This window comes from Actinoplanes regularis (assembly GCF_900188005.1).
In the GTDB taxonomy this organism is placed as follows: Bacteria; Actinomycetota; Actinomycetes; order Mycobacteriales; family Micromonosporaceae; genus Actinoplanes; species Actinoplanes regularis.
Map to the genome: position 1 here is coordinate 132,284 of NZ_FZNR01000018.1, position 24,124 is coordinate 156,407.

General features: G+C 70.2%; 26 protein-coding genes. 21 read left to right on the forward strand and 5 right to left on the reverse strand.

What is annotated here, in order from left to right; translation table 11 throughout:
• Nucleotides 1-4 precede the first annotated feature (4 nt).
• Nucleotides 5-337 carry a hypothetical protein gene (locus CHC09_RS33980; protein ID WP_089297356.1) on the reverse strand — a complete coding sequence of 111 codons (333 nt, stop codon included), beginning with the start codon at nucleotides 335-337 and terminating at the stop codon, nucleotides 5-7.
• A 307-nt stretch (nucleotides 338-644) separates the two neighbouring features.
• On the opposite strand from CHC09_RS33980, the gene CHC09_RS46720 reads away from it, so the two are divergent.
• From CHC09_RS46720 to CHC09_RS33990, 3 genes are all read left to right on the forward strand, one after another.
• Entirely contained in the window at nucleotides 645-797 is a 153-nt protein-coding gene (locus CHC09_RS46720; protein ID WP_179277401.1) for a hypothetical protein, read from the forward strand.
• Nucleotides 798-1,305: 508 nt separating this feature from the next.
• Nucleotides 1,306-1,665, forward strand: coding sequence for a hypothetical protein (locus tag CHC09_RS33985; RefSeq protein ID WP_089297357.1), 360 nt, complete (start codon nucleotides 1,306-1,308; stop codon nucleotides 1,663-1,665).
• Between the two features lie 13 nt (nucleotides 1,666-1,678).
• Nucleotides 1,679-2,020 carry a hypothetical protein gene (locus CHC09_RS33990; RefSeq protein ID WP_089297358.1) on the forward strand — a complete coding sequence of 114 codons (342 nt, stop codon included), beginning with the start codon at nucleotides 1,679-1,681 and terminating at the stop codon, nucleotides 2,018-2,020.
• Nucleotides 2,021-2,269: 249 nt separating this feature from the next.
• On the opposite strand, the gene CHC09_RS33995 is transcribed toward CHC09_RS33990, so the two are convergent.
• Entirely contained in the window at nucleotides 2,270-2,629 is a 360-nt protein-coding gene (locus tag CHC09_RS33995) for a hypothetical protein (RefSeq protein WP_143232757.1), read from the reverse strand.
• Nucleotides 2,630-2,729: 100 nt separating this feature from the next.
• Between CHC09_RS33995 and CHC09_RS46725 the strand changes: the two genes are divergently transcribed.
• Entirely contained in the window at nucleotides 2,730-2,894 is a 165-nt protein-coding gene (locus CHC09_RS46725; RefSeq protein ID WP_179277402.1) for a hypothetical protein, read from the forward strand.
• Between the two features lie 266 nt (nucleotides 2,895-3,160).
• Here CHC09_RS46725 and CHC09_RS34000 read toward each other — a convergent pair whose 3' ends face one another.
• The gene (locus CHC09_RS34000) at nucleotides 3,161-3,433 is read right to left on the reverse strand and encodes a hypothetical protein (RefSeq protein WP_203833276.1); all 273 of its coding nucleotides are present in this window, start codon (nucleotides 3,431-3,433) and stop codon (nucleotides 3,161-3,163) included.
• Between the two features lie 426 nt (nucleotides 3,434-3,859).
• Here CHC09_RS34000 and CHC09_RS34010 point away from each other — a divergent pair, with 426 nt between their 5' ends.
• The 3 genes from CHC09_RS34010 to CHC09_RS34020 all read left to right on the forward strand — a co-directional run bounded on the left by CHC09_RS34010 (nucleotide 3,860) and on the right by CHC09_RS34020 (nucleotide 7,155).
• Nucleotides 3,860-4,285, forward strand: coding sequence for a hypothetical protein (locus CHC09_RS34010; RefSeq protein ID WP_089297362.1), 426 nt, complete (start codon nucleotides 3,860-3,862; stop codon nucleotides 4,283-4,285).
• Nucleotides 4,286-4,682: 397 nt separating this feature from the next.
• Nucleotides 4,683-6,608, forward strand: coding sequence for an ATP-binding protein (locus tag CHC09_RS34015; protein ID WP_089297363.1), 1,926 nt, complete (start codon nucleotides 4,683-4,685; stop codon nucleotides 6,606-6,608).
• Entirely contained in the window at nucleotides 6,589-7,155 is a 567-nt protein-coding gene (locus tag CHC09_RS34020) for a Pvc16 family protein (protein WP_089297364.1), read from the forward strand. Before CHC09_RS34015 ends, CHC09_RS34020 begins: the two co-directional genes overlap by 20 nt.
• Here the strand turns inward: CHC09_RS34020 and CHC09_RS48570 are convergent.
• Nucleotides 7,142-10,897: an eCIS core domain-containing protein gene (locus tag CHC09_RS48570; RefSeq protein WP_179277403.1), complete on the reverse strand. Its 3,756-nt coding sequence runs from the start codon at nucleotides 10,895-10,897 to the stop codon at nucleotides 7,142-7,144. The two genes, CHC09_RS34020 and CHC09_RS48570, sit on opposite strands and share 14 nt — an antisense overlap.
• 184 nt (nucleotides 10,898-11,081) lie before the next feature.
• On the opposite strand from CHC09_RS48570, the gene CHC09_RS48575 reads away from it, so the two are divergent.
• Genes CHC09_RS48575 through CHC09_RS34090 form a run of 13 tightly spaced genes read left to right on the forward strand, consistent with a single transcriptional unit; the run spans nucleotide 11,082 to nucleotide 22,141 of the window.
• Nucleotides 11,082-12,686 carry a phage tail sheath family protein gene (locus CHC09_RS48575; RefSeq protein WP_089297366.1) on the forward strand — a complete coding sequence of 535 codons (1,605 nt, stop codon included), beginning with the start codon at nucleotides 11,082-11,084 and terminating at the stop codon, nucleotides 12,684-12,686.
• A 12-nt stretch (nucleotides 12,687-12,698) separates the two neighbouring features.
• Nucleotides 12,699-13,130 carry a phage tail protein gene (locus CHC09_RS34035; RefSeq protein ID WP_239138643.1) on the forward strand — a complete coding sequence of 144 codons (432 nt, stop codon included), beginning with the start codon at nucleotides 12,699-12,701 and terminating at the stop codon, nucleotides 13,128-13,130.
• Nucleotides 13,127-13,483, forward strand: coding sequence for a hypothetical protein (locus CHC09_RS34040; protein WP_089297367.1), 357 nt, complete (start codon nucleotides 13,127-13,129; stop codon nucleotides 13,481-13,483). Before CHC09_RS34035 ends, CHC09_RS34040 begins: the two co-directional genes overlap by 4 nt.
• On the forward strand, nucleotides 13,465-13,650 hold the full coding sequence (locus tag CHC09_RS48895; protein WP_089297368.1) for a DUF6760 family protein: 186 nt from the start codon (nucleotides 13,465-13,467) through the stop codon (nucleotides 13,648-13,650). Before CHC09_RS34040 ends, CHC09_RS48895 begins: the two co-directional genes overlap by 19 nt.
• Nucleotides 13,643-14,107, forward strand: a complete 465-nt coding sequence (locus tag CHC09_RS34050; protein WP_089297369.1) for a phage tail protein — start codon at nucleotides 13,643-13,645, stop codon at nucleotides 14,105-14,107. Before CHC09_RS48895 ends, CHC09_RS34050 begins: the two co-directional genes overlap by 8 nt.
• On the forward strand, nucleotides 14,082-15,653 hold the full coding sequence (locus CHC09_RS34055) for an eCIS core domain-containing protein (protein ID WP_143232758.1): 1,572 nt from the start codon (nucleotides 14,082-14,084) through the stop codon (nucleotides 15,651-15,653). The genes CHC09_RS34050 and CHC09_RS34055 overlap by 26 nt, the downstream gene beginning before the upstream one ends.
• A complete protein-coding gene (locus CHC09_RS34060; protein WP_089297371.1) occupies nucleotides 15,653-16,321 on the forward strand; it encodes a CIS tube protein in 669 nt (222 codons plus the stop codon). Before CHC09_RS34055 ends, CHC09_RS34060 begins: the two co-directional genes overlap by 1 nt.
• Nucleotides 16,314-17,954, forward strand: a complete 1,641-nt coding sequence (locus CHC09_RS34065; RefSeq protein ID WP_089297372.1) for a VgrG-related protein — start codon at nucleotides 16,314-16,316, stop codon at nucleotides 17,952-17,954. Before CHC09_RS34060 ends, CHC09_RS34065 begins: the two co-directional genes overlap by 8 nt.
• Before the next feature lie 12 nt (nucleotides 17,955-17,966).
• Entirely contained in the window at nucleotides 17,967-18,362 is a 396-nt protein-coding gene (locus CHC09_RS34070; protein WP_089297373.1) for a PAAR domain-containing protein, read from the forward strand.
• Between the two features lie 3 nt (nucleotides 18,363-18,365).
• On the forward strand, nucleotides 18,366-18,764 hold the full coding sequence (locus tag CHC09_RS34075; RefSeq protein WP_089297374.1) for a GPW/gp25 family protein: 399 nt from the start codon (nucleotides 18,366-18,368) through the stop codon (nucleotides 18,762-18,764).
• Nucleotides 18,761-20,719 (forward strand): putative baseplate assembly protein, encoded by a 1,959-nt coding sequence (locus CHC09_RS34080; protein ID WP_089297375.1) that lies wholly within the window; start codon nucleotides 18,761-18,763, stop codon nucleotides 20,717-20,719. Before CHC09_RS34075 ends, CHC09_RS34080 begins: the two co-directional genes overlap by 4 nt.
• Nucleotides 20,716-21,225 carry a phage tail protein gene (locus CHC09_RS34085; RefSeq protein WP_089297376.1) on the forward strand — a complete coding sequence of 170 codons (510 nt, stop codon included), beginning with the start codon at nucleotides 20,716-20,718 and terminating at the stop codon, nucleotides 21,223-21,225. The genes CHC09_RS34080 and CHC09_RS34085 overlap by 4 nt, the downstream gene beginning before the upstream one ends.
• The gene (locus CHC09_RS34090) at nucleotides 21,218-22,141 is read left to right on the forward strand and encodes an NADase-type glycan-binding domain-containing protein (RefSeq protein ID WP_143232759.1); all 924 of its coding nucleotides are present in this window, start codon (nucleotides 21,218-21,220) and stop codon (nucleotides 22,139-22,141) included. Before CHC09_RS34085 ends, CHC09_RS34090 begins: the two co-directional genes overlap by 8 nt.
• On the opposite strand, the gene CHC09_RS34095 is transcribed toward CHC09_RS34090, so the two are convergent.
• The gene (locus CHC09_RS34095) at nucleotides 22,142-23,509 is read right to left on the reverse strand and encodes a COG1470 family protein (RefSeq protein WP_143232760.1); all 1,368 of its coding nucleotides are present in this window, start codon (nucleotides 23,507-23,509) and stop codon (nucleotides 22,142-22,144) included. It abuts the gene before it with no gap.
• Here CHC09_RS34095 and CHC09_RS34100 point away from each other — a divergent pair.
• Nucleotides 23,503-23,880, forward strand: coding sequence for a helicase associated domain-containing protein (locus CHC09_RS34100; protein ID WP_089297379.1), 378 nt, complete (start codon nucleotides 23,503-23,505; stop codon nucleotides 23,878-23,880). The genes CHC09_RS34095 and CHC09_RS34100 overlap by 7 nt on opposite strands.
• Nucleotides 23,881-24,124 lie beyond the last annotated feature (244 nt).

A 24,124-nucleotide genomic window follows, 5' to 3' on the forward strand; every position in this document is an offset into this window, starting at 1 on the left:
CAACCTAGCTCCAGGGCTCGCCCTCCGGGACGGCGTCCAGGGCCAATGCCGGGATCTCACGGACCTTCTTCCACTCGAAGTAGTACTTGTCCATCGTGGCTGGTGAGACGATCCACCGTTTGAGGCCGTTGCTGACCAGGTAGACGCGCGGTTGGCCCGGCACTCTGGCCAGGAAGGCGCCGCTGCTAAGCGCGGTGCGTTCCGAGACGAGACTCAGGTGTAGGTCCGCGGCCACCCCATCCCAGTTGCGGAAAAGGTTGTCGTAGGTGGTCGGGTCCGGGATGTGCCGGCGGTAGCCTTCGGGATCAACCAGGTAGATCGGTGCGTTGCCGGGCACTTGGAGCCGTTTGCCGGACAGTTCCGGATGCGGTTCGGCGGCCGTTGATACAACCTCGGCGGCCGGGTCGGGTATGCCGCTAGCGGCTGTGGCAGGTGGAGCGGCGCCACCTATCAGTGTGCAGATCGTGACCGCGCAGGCGAGACCGGACCGGTACGACATAAACATGGTTCTTCTCCCCTGTGAGCTGCTGTTTTCCGGCTTAGAGCCTATGTGCGGCGCGCTCCAGCCATCCGGTATTCGGGATATGAAGGGGGCTGTTCCTCGAGTGCGGGACTGCCCTCTTCCTTTCAGGTGTCGAGCCGGGATGGGGCGTGTCACAGTGGCCAACGTCGGCGACGCCCTCCGTAACCGGTACTGGCCGCCTGCCCCGCCCCGAACGGCGACTCCAGCACCGGCCCAGCTGGCCTCCGAGCCGGAGGCGCTGTACTGGCAGGTCAGCGAGGGCGACCGGCACTAAGACCTGACCGCCACGAACGGTCCGGACGGACTGGCCGTCGAGGGGCAGAGAGTGACTAACGCTGAACCAGTGGCACCCTGGACGATCAAGCGCTTGATTGTTCGATCGCTGCCTTTGCCCGGCGTAGCACGAATTCGGTTCAGCCGAGCCGGCCGTGCTGACGAGATCCGGATCGGCTACGAGCGGGTGTCCGTCGGCGGGCAACAGCCGGAGAGCCAGCTCTCGATGACTTGAACAGCCCAAACGCGGCGACGGTCGCATCCGATGCGAGATGCGAGTGACGGAGGGTAGTTGCGAGTGGGCTTGAACGGATCGGCGCCGGGCGCAGCCCGGCTGCATGTGGTCGATGGGGTGCCGTTGCTGCGCCCGGCCGAGCAGGGTCTTCGACGCGATGCTCGAGGGGTGGCGCAGCCAGCAGTAGGCGCGCAACCTCGCGACGAGCACGGTCGAGGACCGGGCAGCAGCGTCGATGCGGCCGCGGCGAGATCACCGTGGATAGGGTTGGCGGGTGACCGATCCTCTCGTGCACAGTGATCCGGCCCGGCACCTGCTGGCCCAGGCGCACTACCGGCGCCTGCCTGACGGCACGCAGCAGCGCACCCCGATCACGCTGGACGAGGCGGCGACGAGCTTCACCAGGCTGATCGAGGTGGGCCGCCCCGCCGAGGTCCGGCTCGATCCGGACGAGGGTCGCGACGAAGTTGCGGCGTTCTCCCGGCAGCGCGCCAAGGTGATCGCCACCCTGCTCGACGAGTTGTCCCGGCGGCTCGCGCCCGGCTTCGAGGCCGGCGCGATCGAGAGTGACGGCTCACTCAGTGAGCTCGCCGCCCGGACCGCTTGGCATCTGCGCAGCGGCACCGGGCATTGAGGAGGATTCGGCCGTGATCATGCCTCAACCGGGACGCGACCCAGCCCAGCACTGGCTGAGCCGGTTCGCCGTCGAACGGCACCCGGACCGGCTCCGGGCCAAACCGCTCGACGAGTACGCCGCCGATGCTCGTCCGGCGCTGGCGGCCGGCGCGGCGATCGACGGTCCCGGCGCCTCCGGCTCGCGGGACATCGTGGCGATCTCCGTTCAGCGCGCCGGCGTGATCGCAGACCTGCTGGACGAGCTGGCGGAGCGGCTGCGGCCGGGCGTCGAGGCACGCCCGATCCGGTCTGCCGGCGAGCTCAGCGGCCTGGCCCGCGAGCTGGCCGAGGACATGTACCACCGGGCCACCTGACCGGCACGTCGTAGATCGGCATTTCGCGGGCCGCGAATCGGGCCGAACCGGCCATCTCCCACACCGCGCCGGCCGGGGCCGGATACCCCTGGTGGCACTTCCCAGATGTGATCGGCCGGAGATGGTCACGTCAGGTCCGCCTCGAGGCCCGTGCCAGGAACTCTGGTGTGGTCAGCAAGTAGAGACGAGCGCGAACACCAATTCCCGTGATCAACCGGGATCGCCGCCCGGAAGGACGCGATGCCGGGATCAGCGGGCGGCGATGATTACGCCGGTCAGCGAGCAGCCGAGGTTGATCAGGTAGCCGAGGGTGAGGCCGAGGGCACGCCAGCGTGGTCCCGCGACCATACCGGCTACACCCACGACGATGGCGGCGAAACTGCCGTAGAGCGGGATGTCGCCCGCGAGTTGCTGTCCGCGTGCGCTGCAGATGAGCTCGGGATCGTCCGGGCCGCACGAGTCGCTCGAGATCACCAGCAGCCAACCCAGCATGCCGGCGCCGATCGGCCAGCCCACCAGCCCGACCAGCCCGAGCACCGCGGCGGTGTCTCGTGCCCCACGGGGCATGCCGAGTTTGTCCTCATCATCGCTCTCTCCGACATCGGTCACGCCGACCGACGGTAGGACAGCCGCACCAGGGCCAGCGGCGAAGTCGAGAAGGTGCAACAAGGCGGCGTGAATTCATCTTCGCCGATCGCTGGTTGAGGCCGTGACCGCCGACCTGACCGGGCCGAAGGCCCGCCGGGAGTTCCTGTCCGCCGTCCCGGCGTTGTTCGAGACCGCGGCCATGCTCGACGAGAGCCGGGTCGACTACCCAGACCCTGGGCGATTTCGACCATCCCCTGGCGGCGGCGAGTTCATTCCGGTCGCCTGACCCTCGACCGGCGCGGTTGGGAGGCACAGGCCACCATCGCGGCCCTGTTCAGCTGCGCGCTGCACGCCGCGCTCGATACCGGCCTGCGCGAGCTGACCGACCAGGTCAGGGCGAGTTTGGCGACATCGGCCCGATCAGCACCGACCGGGTGCACACTCGCCTCCTACTTGGAGCCTTGCACCCATCGATCGGCGGGTCGGCGGTACCTTCCTGACCTGCAATATTAGCTTGGAAGGGCTCAGTAATCCGCTCCGGCTGCGGGCGGTCTACCGGTAGTAGGGCTGGTCCTCGCGTGGGTCCGCGGGAACGACGTCGATGTCCGGATTCGCTATCAGCTCGTCGATCGCAGACAGGTCCGCGCCGATTCCGGCCCAGTGCGGGTCGACGTCGTTGGCGACGCACCACGCATGGTCGGCCGGCCAGACGAACGCGGGGTCGGGCATGTCCAGTCTGGGCTGGCCCGGCCACATCTCGGCCGCGTCCCAGTCCCCGATGTCCGCCAATCGGCCGCGGAACAGGAAGTAGGATCGGTGCGGCACTACGACCTTCGGTCCGTCCAGCACCGAGGACGGGAATGCTGGTGCGATCCGAGGCCGTCGAGGAGTGTCGCCCGGCCGATCCTCGTCGATGTGTTCGCCCCAGATCGTGCTTCCCCAGCCCTCCCACAGGCAGAAATGGCACCGGTTCACCACCCTCGCTCTGGCCGCACTCGCCGTCCTCGCGATCTGCGCCGCCGAGGCACGCCGCCACGATCAAGGTCAGCCGGACATGATTCAGCTGACCGTCAACGAGATCCGCCGCCTCATCAACGTCTTCCTCGTCCAGGCGTCGCCTACCGTTTGCGCTGGTCACGCTGGCGACGCCGACACCAGGCGCGAGCGCGACGAGCCCACTACACCCGCCGCCTCAGCCTTGAACTCCAGCCATGATCACGAATGGTGTCTGCCGCGTACTAGCCTCGGCACATGCCGCTGATCGGAAAGTTCAGCTCCCCGATCCGCGGGGGCGTGTTCTACGTCGGTGCGGACGGGGAGGTTGGCGAGGACCCGGGAGACAGCGAACTCCATCCCCTGCTGGAGGTCTGGCCTGCCCTGATCATCGTCAACGTCGAGAACGGCGGCCTGGGCGAAACTCGTGTCCGGATCGCTTCCACCGCTATCGACGACCCGGTAGGGCCGGCCGTCTTCGACGGAACACTCCACATCGCCGGCGGGCGCCTGCGGATCGGTGACGCGGAAGACGAGACGGTGGTGTGGCTGCCGGTTCCGCCCGGCGAACTGCGGGTGCGGCTGCACGTCAGCGACGCCGAGCCGGAAGTCCACCGGAGCCGGAAGTGGTGGTTGAGCGGATACCTTCCGAACCGGCTGGACATTGTCCTGCCGGAACTCTGACACCTACCCGGCGAACCGGTCCGGCCGCGGTGCCGGCACCCGGACTCAGCCTCGGACTTCGGCCGTGATCACGAGTGGCGGCTGCCGTACTAGAGCAATGAAACAAGCAGCCGATGAGCGGATGGGTTGCGGCATCACGCTCCAGGCCAACGGACGTGACCAGGGGGCGGGGGATTAACACCCTTCGCGTGTGACGCAGTGCCACTGGCGGGGTCAGCTGGCGGTTGCGGGCACAACGCACGCCGACACGTTCAACAGACGGCACGAGGCGCCGCTCGGGCGCGGTGTCCGTCATACCGGTCATTGATCTCCGAATCGGACTCCTGACGGGGTCCGGCGACCTATCGTCGGGACCTGTCCGAACGTCACCGAGGGCCGCATCGGGGGTAGGGGCACCATGTCGGCACAACCGTGGGTGCGACTCGCGGACCTTTTGCTGCAACGCGAGGCGCTGGTCTGCCGAATGGCCGAGGGCCGCCCGCCCCGCGACTTCGCCGGCCTGTACGTCGGCGACGACGAGGTGGACGGGCTGCTCGCCGGGCTCCCCGGCCTGGACGGGCCCGGCCCGGACCGGGTCGCCGCCGTCCGGGACAGCGTCGCGGGGCAGATCCGGGACGCCCGGGCCGACCTGGCCCGGTACCTGGCCGGCGACTCGCGGCTGGCCGCGCTAGCCCGTACCGGCTGGCTCGGCGCCGGCGACGCCGAGGCGCTGGCCGTGCTCGTCGCGGTGGACCTGTCCCCGGCCCGGCAGCGACTGGTCGGATACCTGCAGGATTCCGTGCAACTGCCGCAGCTCACCCTGGGAACGTTGGCACGGATCGTGGACACGCCGGTCTGCCGGCCGGATGCTCCGCTGCGCCGTGCCGCTCTGGTCGACATCACCGGCACTGGCCCGTGGAGCGCCCGCGTCGCCGCTCCTGACCTCCGGACGATCTGGCACCTGACCGGCGATGACGCGCCCGACCCGGGCCTGCCGCCGGGCACCGTTCGGTGCGCTGGCGACCGGCACTCTGACGCCGGCGTGCTGCTGGTCAACGGCGGTGACCGGGCCAGCCGGCTACGCGCCGTCGACGGCCGGTGGCCGGGCACCGGGCGGCTGATCTGCCCACCCCCGGACACCCCGGCCGGCTGGGCCGCCGTCGTCCGGGACGCCACCCTCGGCGGGTACGCGGTGGTGCTGGAGTCGGACACGCCGCTGCCACCGGCTGGCCGGGACGCGATCGAAAGCGCCGGCCACCTCGGCTGGGTTCTCTCCTCGGCACGGGAGCTGCCGGTGGAGACCGTACCGGCGGGGCCGTGGACCGAGATCCACGTGGCCGACGGCGAGGCCGACGCCGACGACTGGCGACGGGTCCTCGGGCGGGAGCCGGACCCCGCGTACCGGCTCAGCCGGGAACAGCTGCGGTTGGTCGCGAGCGTGGCCCCCGCCGGCTCCGGCCCGGTCGCTCCGGCCGTACGACGGCTGGCCGGCGGCCACCTGGACGGCGTCGCGGTCCGCATCCGGCCGCGCCGCGGCTGGCCCGACCTGATTCTGCCGGACGACGAGGTCGCTCAACTGCGCGAGCTGGCAGCCCGGCACCGCGGCCGGGAGACCGTGTACGGCCGGTGGCGGTTCAGCCCGCTGCCGTCGGTCGGCGTGGTCGCCCTGTTCGCCGGCCCGTCCGGCACCGGCAAGACGCTGGCCGCCGAGGTGGTCGCCGGTGACCTGGGTCTGGACCTGTACAAGGTGGACCTGTCCGCGGTGGTCAGCAAGTACATCGGCGAGACCGAGAAGAACCTGGAACGCATCTTCGGCGCGGCCGCCGCGGGTGACCTGGTGCTGTTCTTCGACGAGGCGGACGCACTGTTCGGCAAACGTTCCGAGGTCAGCGACGCCCATGACCGGTACGCCAACATCGAGGTCGCCTACCTGCTGCAACGGCTGGAGACGTACGACGGCCTGGTGGTGCTCGCCACCAACCTGCAGCGCAACATCGACCCGGCGTTCCTGCGGCGGATCTCGGTGGCCGTCGAGTTCGTCGCGCCCGAGGAACCGGAGCGCCGGGCCATCTGGGCGCGGGCGTTCCCGCCGAGCGCGCCGGTCGCCGACCTCGACCTCGACTTCTTGGCCCGCCAGTTCAAGATCACCGGCGGGATCATCAGCAACGCCGCGCTCGGAGCGGCGTTCCTGGCCGCGGCCGAGGACCAGCCGATCACCATGCGGCACGCGGTGCTGAGCGTGAAACGGGAGTTCCAGAAACTCGGGCGGCTGCGCACCGAGAAGGAGTTCGAGCGCTACTTCGACCTGGTGAACAGGGGAGCCGATGCTGCACCTGCTCGATGAGACGCTGGAGACGTTCCTGCGCGCGGTGGTGCCGCTGCCGGCCCGCGACGTGGACATCGCCTTCGAGGCCCCGGACGGCGATTGGTCGGCGGCGCTGTCCTCCCGGCCGACGGTGGACCTGTTCCTCTGGGACATCCGCCCCAACCTGTCCGAACGTGACTACGGCGAGATGCTCGTCGAGGGCGAGGACGGCAAGCGCTTCAGGCGTGATCCGCTTCCGCGGGTCGACTGTCGGTACCTGGTCACGGCGTGGACCAGCGAGGTCCGCGACGAACACTCGCTGATCGGGGACGTGCTGGCGGCGTTGCTGCTGCATCCAGTGGTTCCGGAGGAATATCTGCGAGGAGCGTTCGCGGCGGTGCGGCCGCTGCCGTCGTTGCGGTTGCGGAGCGGGGACGGCAGCGAGAGCTCGGACTTCTGGTCGGCGCTGGGTGGGCAACTGAAGCCAGGGCTGGATCTGGTGATCACGGTGACGCTCGACGCCGCGCTGCGCGCAGCCGCCGGCCCACCGGTCGAGGCAGTCAGTGTCCGCGTCACGGAGAACTGAGCTTGTCTGCCAGCTTGTCGAGACGGTCGACGAAGATAGTATTGAACATGTCCAACTGCTGATCCTTCGCCATTTTCACGTTGGGTGCGAGTGTGTCGATGAGCGAGGCGTCGCCCTTCGGGTGACCCCGCAGGTGGCCGTTCGCCTGCTGTTCGATCCGCATCTTCTCAAGGGTGCGGTCGTCAACGGCCTCGATGCGGTCGATGATTTTGCCGCGGAACTTGCTGAACTCGATCTTCCAGTCGCCCACCGGCGCATGATCCGGGCCGTTCAGCTTGGTGTCGTCGGCCTGAATTTGATGCAGCTTCTGCCGGGCCCATGTCTTGAGCTGGCCGATGACGCTGGTGTCCCCCTCATCCGGTCCTTTCGGCCCACGGGTCTTCAGCTTGGCCGCACCCTCGTAGATGAGCACCGTGTACATGTGCTGATACTCGCCCTCGCGGTTGATGCGGTCCATGCCCATCCCTTCGAGGACCGCGTTGAAGTAACCGTTGGGCACGACGTGCTCGGCCTCGAGGCTCCACGTCATAGACTTGCGGACTCGGGTGGTCTGCTCCCGGTAGGGCCGCACCTCGCCTAGGCCAGGCGAGTCGGCGCCCGGACCGAGAGTGATACCGAGAATCGTCAGCCGCTGAATGATGAGGTCGATAGTGGCGTTGACATCCGTGCGAGCCTGCTCGATGCCGGTGCTGGCGGGCGTCGCGCGAAGCCGATCATAGGTGTCGACCTGGTGGTAGTAGAGCGTCGCAAGTTCCTGGATCTCCTGGTCCTGGATAGTGTTGATCGGTATTACCGCCGAGTGCGCCACAAGGTTGCGCCCGCCATTGTCCGAGGTGAGCCTGTGATGCTCGGTCGCGTCGTCGAATCCCCGATCCACGACCAACGGCGGTGCGGCCTCCGGTCCATCCGACGGCGCTGATCCGAACATCGCCAGGGCCGACTTGCCGAGTTGCACCGCCTGCTCGAACAACCAATCCAGCGCCCGGTCCACCAGCTCCCGCAACCCCCCGATCATCTCCACCAGCTTCTTCGGCACGTTGCCCAACCCCGCCTGATTTGCCAGGAACCCGATCGCCACCGGAACCGCCGCCGCCAGCCCCTTCTCCACCTTGGCCGCCCCCGCCGAGATGTTGCCCGCCGCCACCGCCGCCAGCGTCGACACATAGTCGCTGACGATCGCCAGGATCTCCCGCACGTACTCGATCACCGACTGCACGGCGTTGAAGAACGCGATCGACGAGTTGATCACCGCCATGATGCCGGTCGGGTCGAGCATCGACAGCAGCTTGACCGTGGCCTTCTCGATGATCGTGGTGACGATCCAGTTCTCGGCCATGTCCAGCAGCGTGTCCCACAGGTTGCCCAGCTGGCTCTCCAGATGGGTCCAGATCGCCCCGACGCCGTTCTCCTGCACGTCCTTGACGAAGTCGAACGCCTCACCGGCCATCGCGACGCCGGCGCGAATCTTCGCCACCACGTCCTCGCCGACATGTTTGCCGAGCTTGGTCCAGAGTTTGTCGGCGGTGATGTCGAGGACCTGCAGCACCAGTTCGAGGATCGATTTGAACGACAGGTCCGGCGGCTTCTTGATGCCGAGCGCGCCGAGACCGCGGAACAGCCAGTCGGCCAGGCCGGTCAGGAGATAGCCGAGGACCTTGTCCAGGAAGTTCAGGAAGCCGCTCTTCAGGGCGGCGATCATGTTGAGAAGGAAGGCCACCGGGTCGCGTTTGATGTCTTCGATCGCGGCCATCGCGTTGGCGATGATGCTGCCGAGCAGTTCGCTGGGGAAGTCCATCAGCTTCAGGATCAGCGCGATGACGATCTTGACGACTTCGCCGGCGAACGCCACGATCTTGCTGAGCGACTCGTCGAAGCGCTCCAGCACCCGGGCGAACGCGCCGATCGGGTTGAGCAGATCCTCGAGGGTGAGCGAGTCCCACACCGCCCGGAACGTCTCGACGATCAGTTCAGGGGTGACCCCGAGGCGGCCCATGGCCGTCTCCACCTGTGCCCCGGCCTCGGCGATCACGCCGGCCTCGGCGAGTTTCTGGTATGTCTGTTCGCCGCCCGGCAGCAGCGCCACGAAGCCGCCGATCAGGTTCTCCGCGGTGCGGGCGACGTCCTGCTTGGTGAACGGGTTCTCGCCGAGCACCACGGTCAGCAGCCGGAATCCCCGTACCGCGTGGGCGTGCTGGCTGAGCCAGCCCAGCAGCGCGTCCTTGATCAGCTGGAGCACGGTCCCGATGACCTCGGTGCCGAACGCCGTGACCTGACGGAGCAGGCCGATCGCTTCCTCCGCGAGCCGGCTCAGGTTGTCCGGCAGGGCGGCGATGTTCCGCGGCTGGATCGCCTCCCAGCCGGCCGCGAACAGCGCGCCCAGCTGGGTGATCAGGCCGCGGAAGCGATCGATCCGGGCGGCCAGCCAGTCGGCGGTCTTCTGCAGCGTGCCGCGTTCGCGCATCTGGGCGACGGCGTCGGCCTTGCCGATGAGCGTGAGGAAGTCGGCGAGGATCTCGACCGGGGTGGCCTCAACCGCGGTGCCGCGCAGCGGATCGTGGTGCAGCACCTTCTTCGCGAGGTCCCAGGCCGGCTTGCCGACCAGGTATTTCTCGGCCAGCCCGACGGCGGCGTCGCGGACGAGCTGGACGACCGCGTCGATGATCGCGCGGGCCAGGCCGAGGGCGTCCTGGTACAGCTTCGCGACCCGGCCGGCGATCACGGCCACGTTGCCGTCGATGCCCTTGACGATCGACAGGTCGGCCCAGACCCCGTCCAGGTCGCCCTGGATCCGGGCCCGGGTCAGCCGGTGAGCGGTCAACCCGTCGTCGACGAGCGCGCCGGCCCGCTGGACGACGTCCAGTTCGATGACCTTGTCGGCGACCGCGGTGCCGAACGGCACCAGTCCGAGCACGCCGCGCACCACGTTCTCCGAGTTGCGGTCGACGGTCCGGTTCGCGATCGGGTCGTAGCCGGCGACCACGGTGAGCACGGTGTACCCGGGTAGCGCCCGGACCCCGGCCGTTACCGCGCCGAGGACGATGTCGGGCAGGATGCCGTCGCCTTCGCGGTAGAGCGGTCCGACCGCCGCGGTGCCGCCGGCCTGCTGTGCGACGTGGGTGGCCTCGTGGGCGATCAGTGCCACGTCGTCCGCCGATTCACCGGCGCCCAGGTAGATGTGCGTACCGGTGGTGAACGCCCGGGCGCTGAGCTGGGCGGCGGCCGCCGCGGCCGGCTCCTCCGAGTGCACCCGCACGGCTGACAGGTCGACGCCGAGGTGCGGTTCGACCTGGGCGCGGACCGCTGCGGGCAGCGGAGCGCCCGGTCCGGGATCGCGCAGCGCACCGCTCAGCGCGGCGGGCAGGTCACCCCCGGGGTCATCCGCAGCCGGCGCGCGCGACACCGCCGCCGCGCGGCCGGTGAACGCCGGCACCGGCGCACCCGAGGTGACCCGGGCGGCGACCGCCTCGGCCTGTCGTTCAGCCGGGTCGTGTGGCTGGCTGACGGTAAGTCTCGTGGCGACCGGACGTCCCGGGCCGCAGAGCCGTTGCAGGGCACGCCCACCACCGGCCGAGAAGGGGGACAGGTCACCGCGGACCGCGCCGTCGCGCACCATCCGATGGATCGCCGCGTTACCGACGGTCGGTCCGGTGTGCCGGCAGGCCGGTACAGCCGACGCCGCCGGAGCGGGCCGGTGCGGCTCGCGGGCGGCCTGCGGCGGCGCCTGGCGGGTGGACAGCTTCACGGCGGCCGGGCTCCTTCCGCGGATGACGCGATAGGCAAGTGATAGGCAATCTGGGCGACTAAGACACCATTTCATCGCAGATACGAAGTTGTGGGCGATATGAACAACCCTGACGACTTCCCGTTCTGCGGGTGGCCGCGGCACCGAGTTGATGGAACGGCTGGACAGCGAAGGGTGGCATCCCGTGGCTGCTTCGTACGGAGCACCTGGCGTCTACATCGAGGAACGACCGAGCGGCTCCATGCCCATCGAGGGCGTGGGCACCGCCATCGCGGCGTTCGTCGGGTTTACCGAGCGGTACGACCCGGCTCAGGGTGACCCGACCGACCCGGCCGGTGTACGGCCCCAACTGGTCACCAGCTGGCCCCAGTACGAGCGGGTCTACGGCACGTTCGCGCCGGGCTCGATGCTGCCGCACGCCGTCCGGGGCTTTTTCGAGAACGGCGGCGGTGCCGCGTACATCTGCCGGATCCCGACCGGCGCCGAGCCGGCGCCCGCGGTGAGCACGGTGACGTTGCCGGTGGCCGAGGAGGCGGGCGGCGACGGCCTGACCCTGTCGGCCCTTGCGCCCGGCAAGAACCTGGAGGTGGAGGTCGTCGCGCCGGCCGCGGCCGAGGAGGGTGGCGCGATCGGCACCGACTGGACGTTTCGCGTGTACGAGGACGGCAGCCTGCGCGAAGAGCTGCCCGGGCTGCAGTTCAGCGGGCGCAGCCCGCGCACCCTGGAACGCGCCGTCAACGAGCGCTCCACGTTCGTCCGGGTCGAGGTGCCGCCGTTGCAGGGGGCGAACCTCGCCGAGCGCGCGCCGGCCGTCGGCCGGTACCCGCTGACCGCCCCGCCAGTGCGCGCGGCCACGGTGACCGTGGCCGACCTGGCCGGCTCAGAACTCGACCGCACCGGCTACCAGGGCCTGGCGATCGCCGACAACGTCACCATGGTCGCCGTCCCGGATCTGGTCAGCGTCGCCACCCGCACGGACGACACGCTGGACGAGGAGATGTTCCTCGGCGCGCAGCGGCAGCTCATCGACTTCTGCGAGGCGAGCCGGACCCGGATGGCGGTGCTGGACACCCCGCCCGGGCTGAACGCGACCCGGGCGCTGGAGTGGCGGTCCCGGCTGGGCCGGGACTCGGCGTTCGCCGCGCTCTACTACCCGAACGTCGTCGTCGGGAACCCGCTGGCGCGGGCCGGCGCGACCGGCGGCGAGCTGAACCTGACCGTGCCGGCCGCCGGTCACGTGTGCGGTGTCTGGGCGCGCACCGACGCCGCCCGCGGCGTCTGGAAGGCCCCCGCGAACGAGGCGGTCCGTGGCATCGCCCGGCTCGAACTCGACGTGACCACCGGCGAGCAAGACCTGCTCAACCCGGAGGGGGTCAACTGCATCCGGTCGTTCGGCACGTACGGCACCAAGATCTGGGGGGCCCGGACGCTCGCCAAATCCGATCCGAGCTGGCGGTACATACCGGTGCGGCGCCTGTTCAACTACGTCGAGGAGTCGATCCGCCGCGGCACCCAATGGGCCGTCTTCGAGCCCAACGACATGGACCTCCAGCAGCGGGTGAAGCGCAACATCACCTCGTTCCTGCGCGGCCTGTGGACCGAGGGCGCCTGTGTCGGCGCCACCCCGGAGCAGGCGTTCTACGTGCTCTGCGACGAGAGCAACAACCCGAGCACCTCGGTGGACGAGGGCAAGCTGATCGTCGAGGTCGGCATCGCCCCGGTCAAGCCAGCCGAGTTCGTCATCTTTCGGATCAGTCAGTGGCAGGGCGGCGGTGCCGCCACCGAGTAGAAGGAGCACGTTGTGCCGGATCTGATGACCACCTTCAACTTCGTCCTGGAGATCGGCGGAGTGGAGATGGCGACCTTCCGCAAGTGTGCGGGCTTCGAGAGCGAGACCGAGACGATCGAGTACAAGGAGGCCACCAAGGACGGCCGGATGATCATCCGGAAGGTGCCGGGTGCGATGAAGTGGAGCGACATCACCCTGGAGCGCCGGATCGACGCCACCAAGTATCTGTGGGACTGGCGCAAGCAGGTCGAGGACGGCAACGTGGACGGCGCCCGCCGGGACGGCTCGATCGTCATCAAGGACTCGCAGAAGAAGGAGGTCGCACGCTGGAACTTCGAGCGGGGCTGGGTCTCCAAGTGGAGCGGCTCCGAACTCGACGCGGGCGGCAACGAGATCGCGACCGAGAAGGTCACGATCACGCACGAGGGGCTGCACCGAGCATGAGTCTGCGCACCGAGTACACCTTCACGCTGCCCAAGGGCTTCGTGGACGACAGCGGGACACTGCACCGGACCGGGACTATGCGGCTGGCGAACGCCCGCGACGAGATCGAGCCGCTGCGCGACCCGCGGGTCAAGGAGAATGATTCGTACGCCACCGTCATCGTGCTGTCCCGGGTGGTGACCGAGCTCGGCACCGTGCAGCGGGTCACCCCCAAGACCATCGAGTCGCTGTTCGTCAGCGACTTCGGCTACCTGCAGGACTTGTACCGCATCGTCAACTTCCAGGACGCCACCGTGCTCGACACCCTGGAGCCGGGCGTCCCTTTCCCGCGGGAATTGGCGGAGGTGGGTTAGGCCGGTACGCCCCCGACGAGCTGTGGCAGGAGCTCGCCTTTCTCGCGTACCACTTGCACTGGGGCTTCGACCAGCTCCTGGATCTCGAACACGGGGACCGCATCCGGCTGCTGACCGAAGTCGGCAGCCTGAACGAACGAGCCTGGCAGGGAGTGCAGCATGGTTAGCGGGCGCGGCATCATCGACCCGCCCTTCGTCGGCCGCTTCAAACTGGAGGTGGCGGGCACCGACATCGGACGGTTCACCGAGGTGGCCGGACTGTCGGTGCAGCTCGACGTCGAGGAGTTCGCCGAGGGCGGGCAGAACGCGTACACCCACCGGCTGCTCGGCCGGATGAAGTGGCCCAACCTGGTGTTCAAGCGAGGTCTGACCGAGACCGACGCATTGTTCGACTGGCTGCTGACGTGCTCAGGCGAGGGTTTCACCCGGGCGGGCAACAAGCTCATCCCACGCGACGCGAAGGTCAGCGTCCTGAACGCGAAGGGCGTGGAATTGCGAGTCTGGACGATCACCGGAGCGCACCCGGTGAAGTGGACAGGGCCCAAGCTCGCCGCGTCGTCGCGTGAGCTGGCGGTCGAGGAATTGGAGGTGATGCACCGTGGCTTCAGATCCCACCGGGACTGACCGCCGGCACCGCCTGCCCCGCGCCACGCCACCGCGCTGCGCCGCCGGCCTGCGGGCATCCGTTGGCCTGTCGGGGTCCCTACCGGTACGCCCGCCCTGGTCGCTGCTGCACCGATGGCGTCGCAGCGGCCTGGCCGCCATCGCCACCGGCGCGCCGCGGGCCGGCCGCGCTCTCGCCGTCGGCCCGGGCGCGACCGCCGCACCTTCAACCGCGCGCCGCCCGGCCGCCACATCCTCCGCCGCGCGGCGCCCGGCCGCCGCCGGGCTCACACCCCCTGGGGTGCGACGACGCGCCGCCTCGGCCCGGCCGACGCTCCCGGCCCACCACCGCCTCCACCGGTCCGTTGCGCTCCCGGGCAGCGCGGCCCGTCCGGTCACGACGGCGATGCACCCCCGGCCGCACGCCGGGACGACACTGACGACCCGCACCGTCCCGGCCTGTCCGACTGACACGACCCGTCCGATCAACGCGACCAGCACGACCTGGGCCGGCGGTGCCCTCGTCCGGGCGACAGTGACCCGCTCGACCCCGGCCGGCCCGCTCGTCCGTCCGCTCGCGACCGGCCCCACCGTGCATCCCCCCGGACCCGCCGCTGACCTGCGAGTCCTGGCCGGCGGCCCGGTCCCGCCCGGCGGCACGCCCAGCCCTGGAACGGTTCAGCCGACCACCCGCGGCGGCATCCGCTTCGGCACCCGCACCGGCATCGGGCGGACCACCCGGTCAGGGGCTGCGTCCACGACCTTGGCCGATTCCGCTTTACCCATGAGGTCTGATCCGACGCCGCGCGACCGGTGGGAGGCCGCGGTGGCGACCCGCCCGCTGGAGGCGCCGCAGCCGTTGCCGGCGGCGTTTCACGGCCTTGCGCGCTCGGTCGTCGGGCGGGGTGAGCCACCCCGCTTCACCACCGGCCCGGCCACCCGGCGGGCGTTGCGCGCCGCCGGCGCGCTCGGCGCGACCACCGGCCGGGTCATCCACCTGACCCGCCCGCCCGTCACGCACGGCGACGCCGCCGTCGTCGCGCACGAGCTGAGCCACACCCGGAACCCGGTACGCCGCCCGCGCTTCCTGCTCGCCAGCACCTCCGGCATGCTCGACGACGACGAACGCCAAGCGCTCTCCACCGGGCAGGCGACGGGCGCCGGCATCGTCGGCCGGCTGCCGGTCGGCAACGGTGGCGGGCTCGGCACCGTCACCGACATCGCCACCCGCGCCGCCCGCGCGGCCGTCCTGGAGGCCACCGCGAGCCAGCCGGGCGCCTCCGGTTCCGCGTTCGCCGACGCTGCCGGCGGCACATCCGGCGCTCCTTTCGGCGGACTCGGCGCCATCGCCGGTGGTCCGGCTGCTGGCGGGACGCACCCGGCGTCGAACGCCACCGACGAGGTCACGACCGGGCCGGGCAGCACTCCGGCCGGAACTGATCAGGTCGGCACGGGTTCACCCGGCCGGGCAGGCAGCCTCGACCCGGACCAGATCGTGGAGATCGTCGAGCATCGGCTGCTGCAGGAGATCGAGCGTCGCGGCGGCCGCTGGGCGGGGGTGTTCTGATGACCGCACCCGTCAAGGCGATGCTCAAGTCGGAGACCGGTGCGGAGATCCGGTTCCTGTTCAACCCGGCTGAGCTGACCATCGGCAAATCGAACTCCTGGCAGCCTCCTGGGACCAAGGGCTGCAACGCACCGGAGCTGCGGTTCCAGGCCGGCCAGTCGGGGACTCTTACGTTCAGCATCACGCTCGACACCACCGACACCGGCACCGAGGTGACCACGCACACCAACGCGCTGCTCGCCCTGATGCAGGTCGACGTGAAGGCGGCCGGTTCCGACCCGCAGAGCAACATGGCACGGCCGCCCTGGGTGGAGCTGCACTGGGGCAAGATGCACTGGGTCCGGGCGGTCATCGAGCGGCTACAGATCAAGTTCACCTACTTCGCGAGCGACGGCACGCCCCTGCGGGCCAAAGTCGACATGTCCCTGCGGCAGTACTCCGACGCCGACGAGCCGAAGCTGCAGAACCCGACCTCGCACACGCCGGGCGTGCACGCCGTACACCGGCTCTCGTACGGCGAGACCCTCGACCGGATCGCCGCCGCGCACTACGCCGATCCGGCCCGGTGGCGGCTGATCGCCGAGGCCAACCGCATCGTCGACCCGCTCGCGCTGACCCCGGGCGACCTGCTGATCATCCCGGAAATCCCGGTGCGGCGCCGTGGCTGACGCGAAGCGCCGCTTGGACGGCACCGTGCTCACCGTCGACGGGCGGCCGCTGCCACCGGAGCTGTACCGGCGGGTCATCCTGGTTCGCGTGGACGAGTCGGTGCACCTTCCGGACAGCTTCGCGGTGCACCTCGACGACCCGTACTTTGAGATCTTCGACCAGGGTTCGTTCACCATCGGCACCAAGCTGGAGATCGCCTTCCGGGCCGAGGGCGACCCGGTGGTGGTCACCTCCGGTGAGATCACCGCGGTCACCGTGACGCCCGGTGCCACCGGCCGGCACGAACTGGTGCTGACCGGTTTCGATCTCACCCACCGGCTGGCTCGTGAGGCCCGGTCGCGTACCTTCCAGCGGGTCACCGACGCCGACGTGGCCACCCGGATCGCCGGCGAGTACGGCCTGGACGCCGACGTCGACGCCACTTCGGCGGTGCACGACTACGTGCTGCAGGCCGGCGAGACCGACTACGCGTTCCTGCGCCGGCGGGCCGGCCGGATCGGCTTCGACTTCTGGATCACCGGCCGGACGTTCCACTTCAAGCGGATACCCCGCGGCGCTAGCACCCCGCCGCCGCTGCGCTGGGGGCACAACCTGCACCGGTTCACCGTCCGGTTCTCCGCGGCGGAGCGCTGCGACGAGGTGCAGATCCGCAGCTGGGACCCGATCGGCAAGCAATCGGTGAGCGGTCGCTGCACCGAGACTGACCCGGGCACCGACGCACCCGCGGCCCGGCAGATGGCCGATGCTGCCCGGTACGCGTTCGGCCGGGTGAAGCGCTCGGCCGGCCAGTTCCCGGTGCCGGACCAGGCGCAGGCCGACGCGCTGGCCACCGCGCTGCTGCTGCGCGCCTCCGGCGAGGAGGTGGTGCTGCGCGGCGAGGCGGCCGGCGAGCCGCTGCTCGGAGCAGGCGGCCGGGTCCGCCTGGAACAGGTCGGCTCGCGGCTGACCGGCAGCTACCGGGTCACCAGCGTCGAGCACCTGTACACCGCCGGCCGTCCGTACGTGACCCGGTTCGTCTGCGGCGGCAAGGAACCCGCCGGCCTCGCCGACCTGGTCGGCGCGGCTCCCACCGGCTGGGGCGGGCTGGTGGTCGGGGTGGTCACCAACAACGACGACCCAGAGAAGCTGGGCCGGGTCCGGGTCACCTTCCCCACCCTGTCCGCGGAGGACGAGAGCACGTGGGCGCGCCTCGCCGTACCCGGCGGTGGCCGACGGCGCGGCCTGCAGTGGGTGCCCGAGGTGGACGACGAGGTGCTGGTCGGCTTCGAATTGAACGACCTGACCCGGCCGGTCGTGCTGGGCGGCCTGTGGAGCCGGCGGGACGACCCGCCCGAGGTCGGCGCCTCGTCCGGCGGCAAGGTCGAGTCCCGGGTGCTGGCCAGCCGGATCGACTCCCGCCTGACGTTCCGCGACGGCTCGGTGCCGGCCGTGTCGCTATCGCTCGGCGCGACGTCGTGCGAACTGCACCTGGAGAAGTCCGAGTCGTCGCTGGCCGGCGAGCAGAAACTGGTGATCAGCGCGAACCAGATCGAGATCCGGGCGAAGTCCAAGCTCACCCTCGCGGGCGCGACCGTCGACATCTCCGCATCCGGGCCGCTGACCGCGGCCGGCAAGCCGATCAAGTTGAACTAGAGGAGTACGCCGATGGGCGCGCCCGCCGCGCGGCAGAACGACCCGGTGACGGGTACCGACGTACACATCCTGCTCGTGCCCTCCCCCGGTGGGCCGGTGCCGACGCCGACGCCGATGCCGTTCACCGGCCGGCTGCTCGCCGGGCTCAGCGCCGACGTGCTCGTTGACGGGCTGCCGGTGGCGACCATCGGCAGTGTCGCGCACAACCTGCCGCCGCACGTCCCGGCCGCCGGCCCGTTCTCCCGGCCGCCCACCAACCAGGGCCGGGTGCTTGCCGGTTCCACGACCGTCCTGGTCAACGGCAAGGGCGTGGCCCGGCTCGGCGACCCGGTGCTCACCTGCAACGACCCGGCCGACCTGCCGAACGGCACGATCGCTGCCGGCAGCGCCGACGTGCTGGTGGGCTGAGCCGTGGATTTCGTCGGCCGCGGCTGGGGCTTCCCTGCGGCGATCTCCCGGACCGGCTCGGTGCGACTGTTCGGCGGTGGCGACGACATCGACGCGGCGCTCCGGATGATCCTGTCCACGGTCCCCGGAGAACGGGTGATGCGCCCGGACTTCGGCTGCCGGATGTGGGAGCTGGTCTTCGCGCCGATCACGGCGAGCACGCTCGGCATGGTCGAGCAGGCCGTCCGGGAGGCCGTCCACCGGTGGGAGCCGCGGGCCGTGCTGGAGCGGGTGCTCGCCACCGGGGACGCGGACACCGGCACGGTGCTGATCGAGCTGTCGTACCGGATCCGCACCACCAACGACGTCCGGAACCTGGTATTCCCCTTCTACACAATCCCCACGGAAGAGCCGTCGCCATGAGCCTGCCCGCACCGAATCTCGACGACCGGAGGTTCCAGGACATCGTCGACGACGCAAAGCGCCGCATCCACCGGATCTGCCCGGACTGGACCGACCACAACGTGTCCGACCCGGGCATCGCGCTGGTCGAGCTGTTCGCCTGGATGACCGAGATGACGCTGTACCGGCTCAACCAGGTCCCCGACCGGCTGTACATAAAGTTCCTAGAACTGGTCGGGGTGGAGTTGTTCTCCGCGGTGCCGGCCCGGGCCGAGTTGCTGTTCACGCTGACGGGGCCCCGCGACACCCCGGTCCGGGTACCGGCCGGCACGCAGGTCAGCACGGAACGCGGCGACGACGAGGCGCCGGTCGTCTTCATGACTGACGAGGACCTCCGGGTCGTCCCACCCCGGTTGACGGCGTGCCTGGTCCACGACGGCACCCGGTACAGCGACCACTGGGACGACCTGCGGCGCAACGCCACGTCCATCCCGATCTTCCCGCTGCTGGACATCGGCACGGCGGTCTACTTCGGTTTGGCCGACTCGGCGGCCGGTAACCTGATCCGCCTCGACGTCACCACCGGACCGGAGGGCGCGGGCATCGACCCCCGCCACCCGCCGCGCGCCTGGGATGCCTGGGACGGCACTCAGTGGCAGCCGGTCCGGATCCTCGCCGACACCAGCGCCGGCTTCAACAGCACCGGTCAGGTGACCTTGCTGCTGCCGCAGCGGCACGAGGCTCTAGCCCTGGCCGCCCAGCGGGCCCACTGGATCCGCTGCCGGCTCACCACACCCGAGCAGGATCAGCCCGGATACACCAACTCGCCGGTTCTGGAGTCGCTGACCGCGGTCGCGCTCGGCGGGGTCGCCCGGGCGCACCACGCCGAACCGGCGCCCGCCGAGCGGCTCGGCACCAGTGACGGCCGGCCGGGGCAGACGTTTCAGGTCGGCCGGGTGCCGGTGCTGCCGCGCCGCCCGCACGAGTCGGTGCGCGTGGTGCCACCCCGGTATGAAGGCGCCGGCGAGCCGGAGGGCCAGCCGTGGACGGAGGTCGCCGACTTCGCCGAGGCGACCGAGGCCGACCACGTCTACACCTGGTCCGGCGCCACCGGCGAGATCCGGTTCGGCCCGCGCGTGCTGGACCGGCAGGGTCTGGTCCGGCAGCACGGCGCGGTTCCGCCGATCGGGGCGCAGATCTCGGTCACCGGTTACCGGTACGGCGGCGGCCGCCGCGGCAACGTCGCCGCGCACCGGCTCACCGTGTTGCACACGTCGATCCCGTTTGTCGCCGCGGTTACCAACCTGGACCCGAGCGGCGGCGGCGTCGACCCGGAGACGGTGGAGAACGCCAAGGTCCGCGGTCCGATGCTGCTGCGCGGCGGCCGGCGCGCGGTGACCGCCGAGGACGTCGAGCGGCTCACCCTGGACGCCGCCCAGAGCGTCGCTCGGGCCCGCTGCCTGCCGCCGGACAGTCCCGGTGAGCCGGCTCGGCTGTTGGTCGTGCCCTACCTGGACAAGCGCCCGGAGGACCTCACCCTGGACGATCTCGCGGTCACCGACGAGTTGGAGGAGCAGATCAAGGCGTACCTGGAGCCCCGCCGGCTGCTGTCCATGCGCCTGCGCATCGAGACGCCCCGGTATCAGGGCGTCAAGGTCGCCGCCGAGGTACGCGCCGGGCCCGGGGTACGCGTCGAGACCGTCCGGGAGCAGGCAGAGCGCGCGCTCTACCAGTACATCAACCCACTCGTCGGCGGCCCCACCGGTCAGGGCTGGCCGTTCGGCGCCGACCTGCGCCTCGGCGACGTGTACGGCGTACTGCACAGCTCGTTCGGAGTGCAGGGAGTCGAGGCGGTGCACTTCTTCTCCGCTGACCTGCGCCGCGGACGGACCCTTGACCAGGTCGACCAGCGACTGCGGCTGCAACCAGGGACGCTGTTCATGTCGTACGAGCACCGGGTGGTGGTGCAGCAGTGAGCGCTGGCTGGCTGGTGGACCAGCTCCCCCGGGCGATGTCGGGCGACCCGGTGCTGCGCGGCTTCGTGTCCGCGTTCGAGCAGGTGGCGGACACCGTCGTGGACCGGGTCGACAGCATCGAGCATCAGGTCGACGCGGGCCTGGCGGTATCGGAGATGCTGCACTTCCTGGCGTCCTGGCTGGGTGTCGAGCTTGAGCCGACCGATCCGCTGGACTACCAGCGCATGCTGGTCGGCGAGGTGGGCCGGCTGCTCGGCTGGCGCGGCACCCGGCACGGGATGGAGTCGTTGCTGGCCGCCGCCACGGGCTCGCCGGTCACGGTCACCGACGGCGGCGGGATCTTCGGCCGCAACGATCCGGTCCCCCTGGCCGACCCGGAGGTCGTAGTGCACCTGCAGCACACCGGCCACCTGGACGAGCGTCAGGTCATCGGCTTTCTTCAGGGCGAACTGCCGCTGGGCGCACGGCTGCGCCTCGAGATCACGGACGGGGGCCGGGATGGCTGACCGCACAGTGTCCTGCCCGGACTGCGGATCCTCGGTCCAGCCGGACGTCGAACAGCTCTGCCCGCACTGCGGCTACCCGCTGATGTTCCTACGGGAGCCCCCCGACGACGACGCCCGGTCGGCGCCGCGGGCCCCCGGCGTCCCCGACGACGCCACCATTGTCATGCCGCCAGCTCTCCCGGAGCCAGCCCCCTCACCGCCGGCTCGTCTGGCGCCGGAGCTCGGCGAGGCGGCGCCGGCCGCCGGGCGGCTCGACTGTCCCCAGTGCGGGAATGGCAACGAGCCGGAGCGGGTCCGGTGCGAGCGCTGCGGGATGGAGCTGCGCGGCACCTGGCCGGTCGCGGTGGTGCTACCGCCGCCGACCGCCACACTGCACGGCCGCCGCCGGCTGCCCACCTGGTTGTGGGCGCTGTGCGGGGCCGTAGTACTGGCTTTGCTCGCGACAGGTTCCTACTTCGTGTTCGGGAAGAAAGACCCGGTGCCGGTGGCCGCGGCGCATATCAGCGTCAAGGCGTCCAGCGTCAGCCGGGACCACAAGATGGTGGCGAAGAACGTGCTCGACGGCAAGACGGAGACCATGTGGCAGACCGACGGCGAGCAGGTGACCGGCAACGTCGGGGTGACGCTGACGTTCCGGTTCACTCCGGCGGTCAAGCTGACTGAGATCACCGTGACCAACGGCGCCGCGGTGAACGACAAGGCGTACCTCAACAACGAGCGGCTCCAACGGGTACTGATCACCACTAACACCGGCGTCGCCGAGACGTGGGACCTGCAGGACACTTCCCAACCGCAGTCGCTGCCGCTGAAGGCGGTCACAACTTCCTGGGTGACGCTGACGGTCGAGAAGACCTATCCGGGCAAGACCTTCACCGATCTGGCTGTGACCGACGTGACTTTCGAACACCAGCTGTGATCAGCTGGGCAGGGTGTAGTCGATCCTGCGTACCGCGACCGGGTTCCCGGCTGTCACCGGCCGGAGCAGGACGTAGTCGATGCCGTCACACGGAACCTGGTCGGCGGTGGCGATCAAGTTGGGATTGACGCCTTCCGTCCCATCCTTACAGACCACCTGCATAGTCAGCGCGCCCGGCACGACCGGCGACACCGCCAGCCACGATGCCGGCCCCGGCACAAAATCCAACTTCATCGGTACGTCGTTGCAGGCCGAAACGTTCTCCCGCTTCGACGGCACCAGCGCCGGCAGCCCACCAATGTCCACTACGGCGACCGAACGCGCCTCCCCGCAGCCGGCGGCCACGGCCCCCGCGCCGGGTTCGGCGCCGGCCAGCAGTCCCTCGCTGCGGAACGCTTCCGGGTCCAATACGCCGGTTGCCGCGAGGCCGCCCGGTGCGGTCAGGTCGACGGGTCGCAGCCCCGTCGCGCTGCCGGTGGCCTCCCCGGGTGGCGGGGGCAGTACCTCGGGCACGGTCGAGGGCTCGCCGCTCGACGGGGACACCGAGGCGGAGCTCGTTGCCGGCGTACCGGTCGCCGCGCCCGTCGACGGCTTCTCGTCGTCGCCGCGCTCATTGATCAGTGCCGGGATGGCGATCGCCGCGGCGGTCAGCAGCACGGCGGCGGCGACGCCGAGGGGTCGAGTCAGCTTGGCCGCGATCCGGGGCTCCTGCACGAAGGCCGCGTGACCCTGCCCCATCACGACCGGCGACCCGCCGCCCGGATCGGCCGCCGCCGCCTCGATGGTGAGGCGCTGATTCTTCTCCTGGTTCCACGGCACTGGCGCCCGCACGGTCAGCAGCGACTGCGTTCTGGCCCCGGGAACCAACTGCACCGTGTCCGGTTCGAACCGGGTGCTCACCCGGCGTTCCGGGTCGGTCGCGGTCAACCGCAGCTGGAGCATGCTGTTGCCGACGTTTGCGATGTCCACCATGAAGGTCGCCGAGACGCCGCCCAGGGCGATCTCCGGCGCCGTCGTCACGGTGATCCCCTTGACGACGGTCACCTCGACCGGCAGTTCCACGCAGTGGGACACGTCGTCGCGGTACTTCGACTTGGCCAGGACGCCTAGCACGTACCGGCCGGCCGGCGCCGGTGGCCGGTCGGGGACGGTGATCCGTACGGTCAGCCCGGCGGTCTCGCCCGGCCGCAGCTTCACCAGGTCCGGCTCGGTGTGCGCGCTCGCGCCGTCCGGCAGGCCGAGCACGCCAACGGTGTAGTGCTCGACGATGTCGCTGGCGTTGCGAACCGAAATCTCGAACGTCAGCGCATCGCCCGGTGCCACCGTCGCATGATCCGGCGTGACGGTGACGCGCAGGGGCAATGCCATCCGCTCATGATCTCACCGGGCGGCAGATCGGGGTCCGGAAACGCGCTTCGCGCCCACCACCCGTACGGTGGGCGGGCTTCTCCCACTGCGGGCTGTCCGAGCACATCCCGGTCTGGGTATGGAGGCGCTGCCCGGTTGGGTGTGGGACGCGCAGGAGGCGAAGTTTCGCCGAGGGCCTGGAGAAGCTGCGCGCCTACGCCGACGAGCACGGGCACGCCCGAGTACCTCTGGACTGCGTGACCGCCGACGGCTTCAAGCTCGGCAACTGGGTCGGCAACCAGCGTAGCGGCCGCCGGCGCGGGCAGCTCAGCGCCGACCGGGCGGCACAGGTGGAGAAGGTGCCCGGTTGGGTGTGGGACGCGCGGAGCTAGCTGGGCGCTCCGTCGGTGAACTCAGCCATCCAAGAGGCGTGAAGCCGTCTGTTCCACTGCTTTGGAAGCGGAACGGCGCCGGATATCGCCGGGATCGAGAACCATGTCAGTGTGACCGAATCAGTGCAGAACGCTTGGCTAGTACAGCAGTCGCCATTCGTGATCACGGCCGAAGTCCGAGGCTGAGTCCGGGTGCCGGCACCGCGGCCGGACCGGTTCGCCGGGTAGGTGTCAGAGTTCCGGC

Bases quoted from the DNA above. Each gene is read 5' to 3' on its own strand.
- CHC09_RS34020 (WP_089297364.1), top strand. From the start codon at position 6,589: ATGCTGCACCTGCTCGATGAGACGCTGGAGACGTTCCTGCGCGCGGTG.
- CHC09_RS34090 (WP_143232759.1), top strand. From the start codon at position 21,218: ATGGCTGACCGCACAGTGTCCTGCCCGGACTGCGGATCCTCGGTCCAG.
- CHC09_RS34070 (WP_089297373.1), top strand. From the start codon at position 17,967: ATGGGCGCGCCCGCCGCGCGGCAGAACGACCCGGTGACGGGTACCGAC.
- CHC09_RS34040 (WP_089297367.1), top strand. From the start codon at position 13,127: ATGAGTCTGCGCACCGAGTACACCTTCACGCTGCCCAAGGGCTTCGTG.
- CHC09_RS46720 (WP_179277401.1), top strand. From the start codon at position 645: ATGGGGCGTGTCACAGTGGCCAACGTCGGCGACGCCCTCCGTAACCGG.
- CHC09_RS34100 (WP_089297379.1), top strand. From the start codon at position 23,503: ATGCCATCCGCTCATGATCTCACCGGGCGGCAGATCGGGGTCCGGAAA.
- CHC09_RS34050 (WP_089297369.1), top strand. From the start codon at position 13,643: ATGGTTAGCGGGCGCGGCATCATCGACCCGCCCTTCGTCGGCCGCTTC.
- CHC09_RS34015 (WP_089297363.1), top strand. From the start codon at position 4,683: ATGTCGGCACAACCGTGGGTGCGACTCGCGGACCTTTTGCTGCAACGC.
- CHC09_RS34095 (WP_143232760.1), bottom strand. From the start codon at position 23,509: ATGGCATTGCCCCTGCGCGTCACCGTCACGCCGGATCATGCGACGGTG.
- CHC09_RS34010 (WP_089297362.1), top strand. From the start codon at position 3,860: ATGCCGCTGATCGGAAAGTTCAGCTCCCCGATCCGCGGGGGCGTGTTC.
- CHC09_RS34080 (WP_089297375.1), top strand. From the start codon at position 18,761: ATGAGCCTGCCCGCACCGAATCTCGACGACCGGAGGTTCCAGGACATC.
- CHC09_RS34060 (WP_089297371.1), top strand. From the start codon at position 15,653: ATGACCGCACCCGTCAAGGCGATGCTCAAGTCGGAGACCGGTGCGGAG.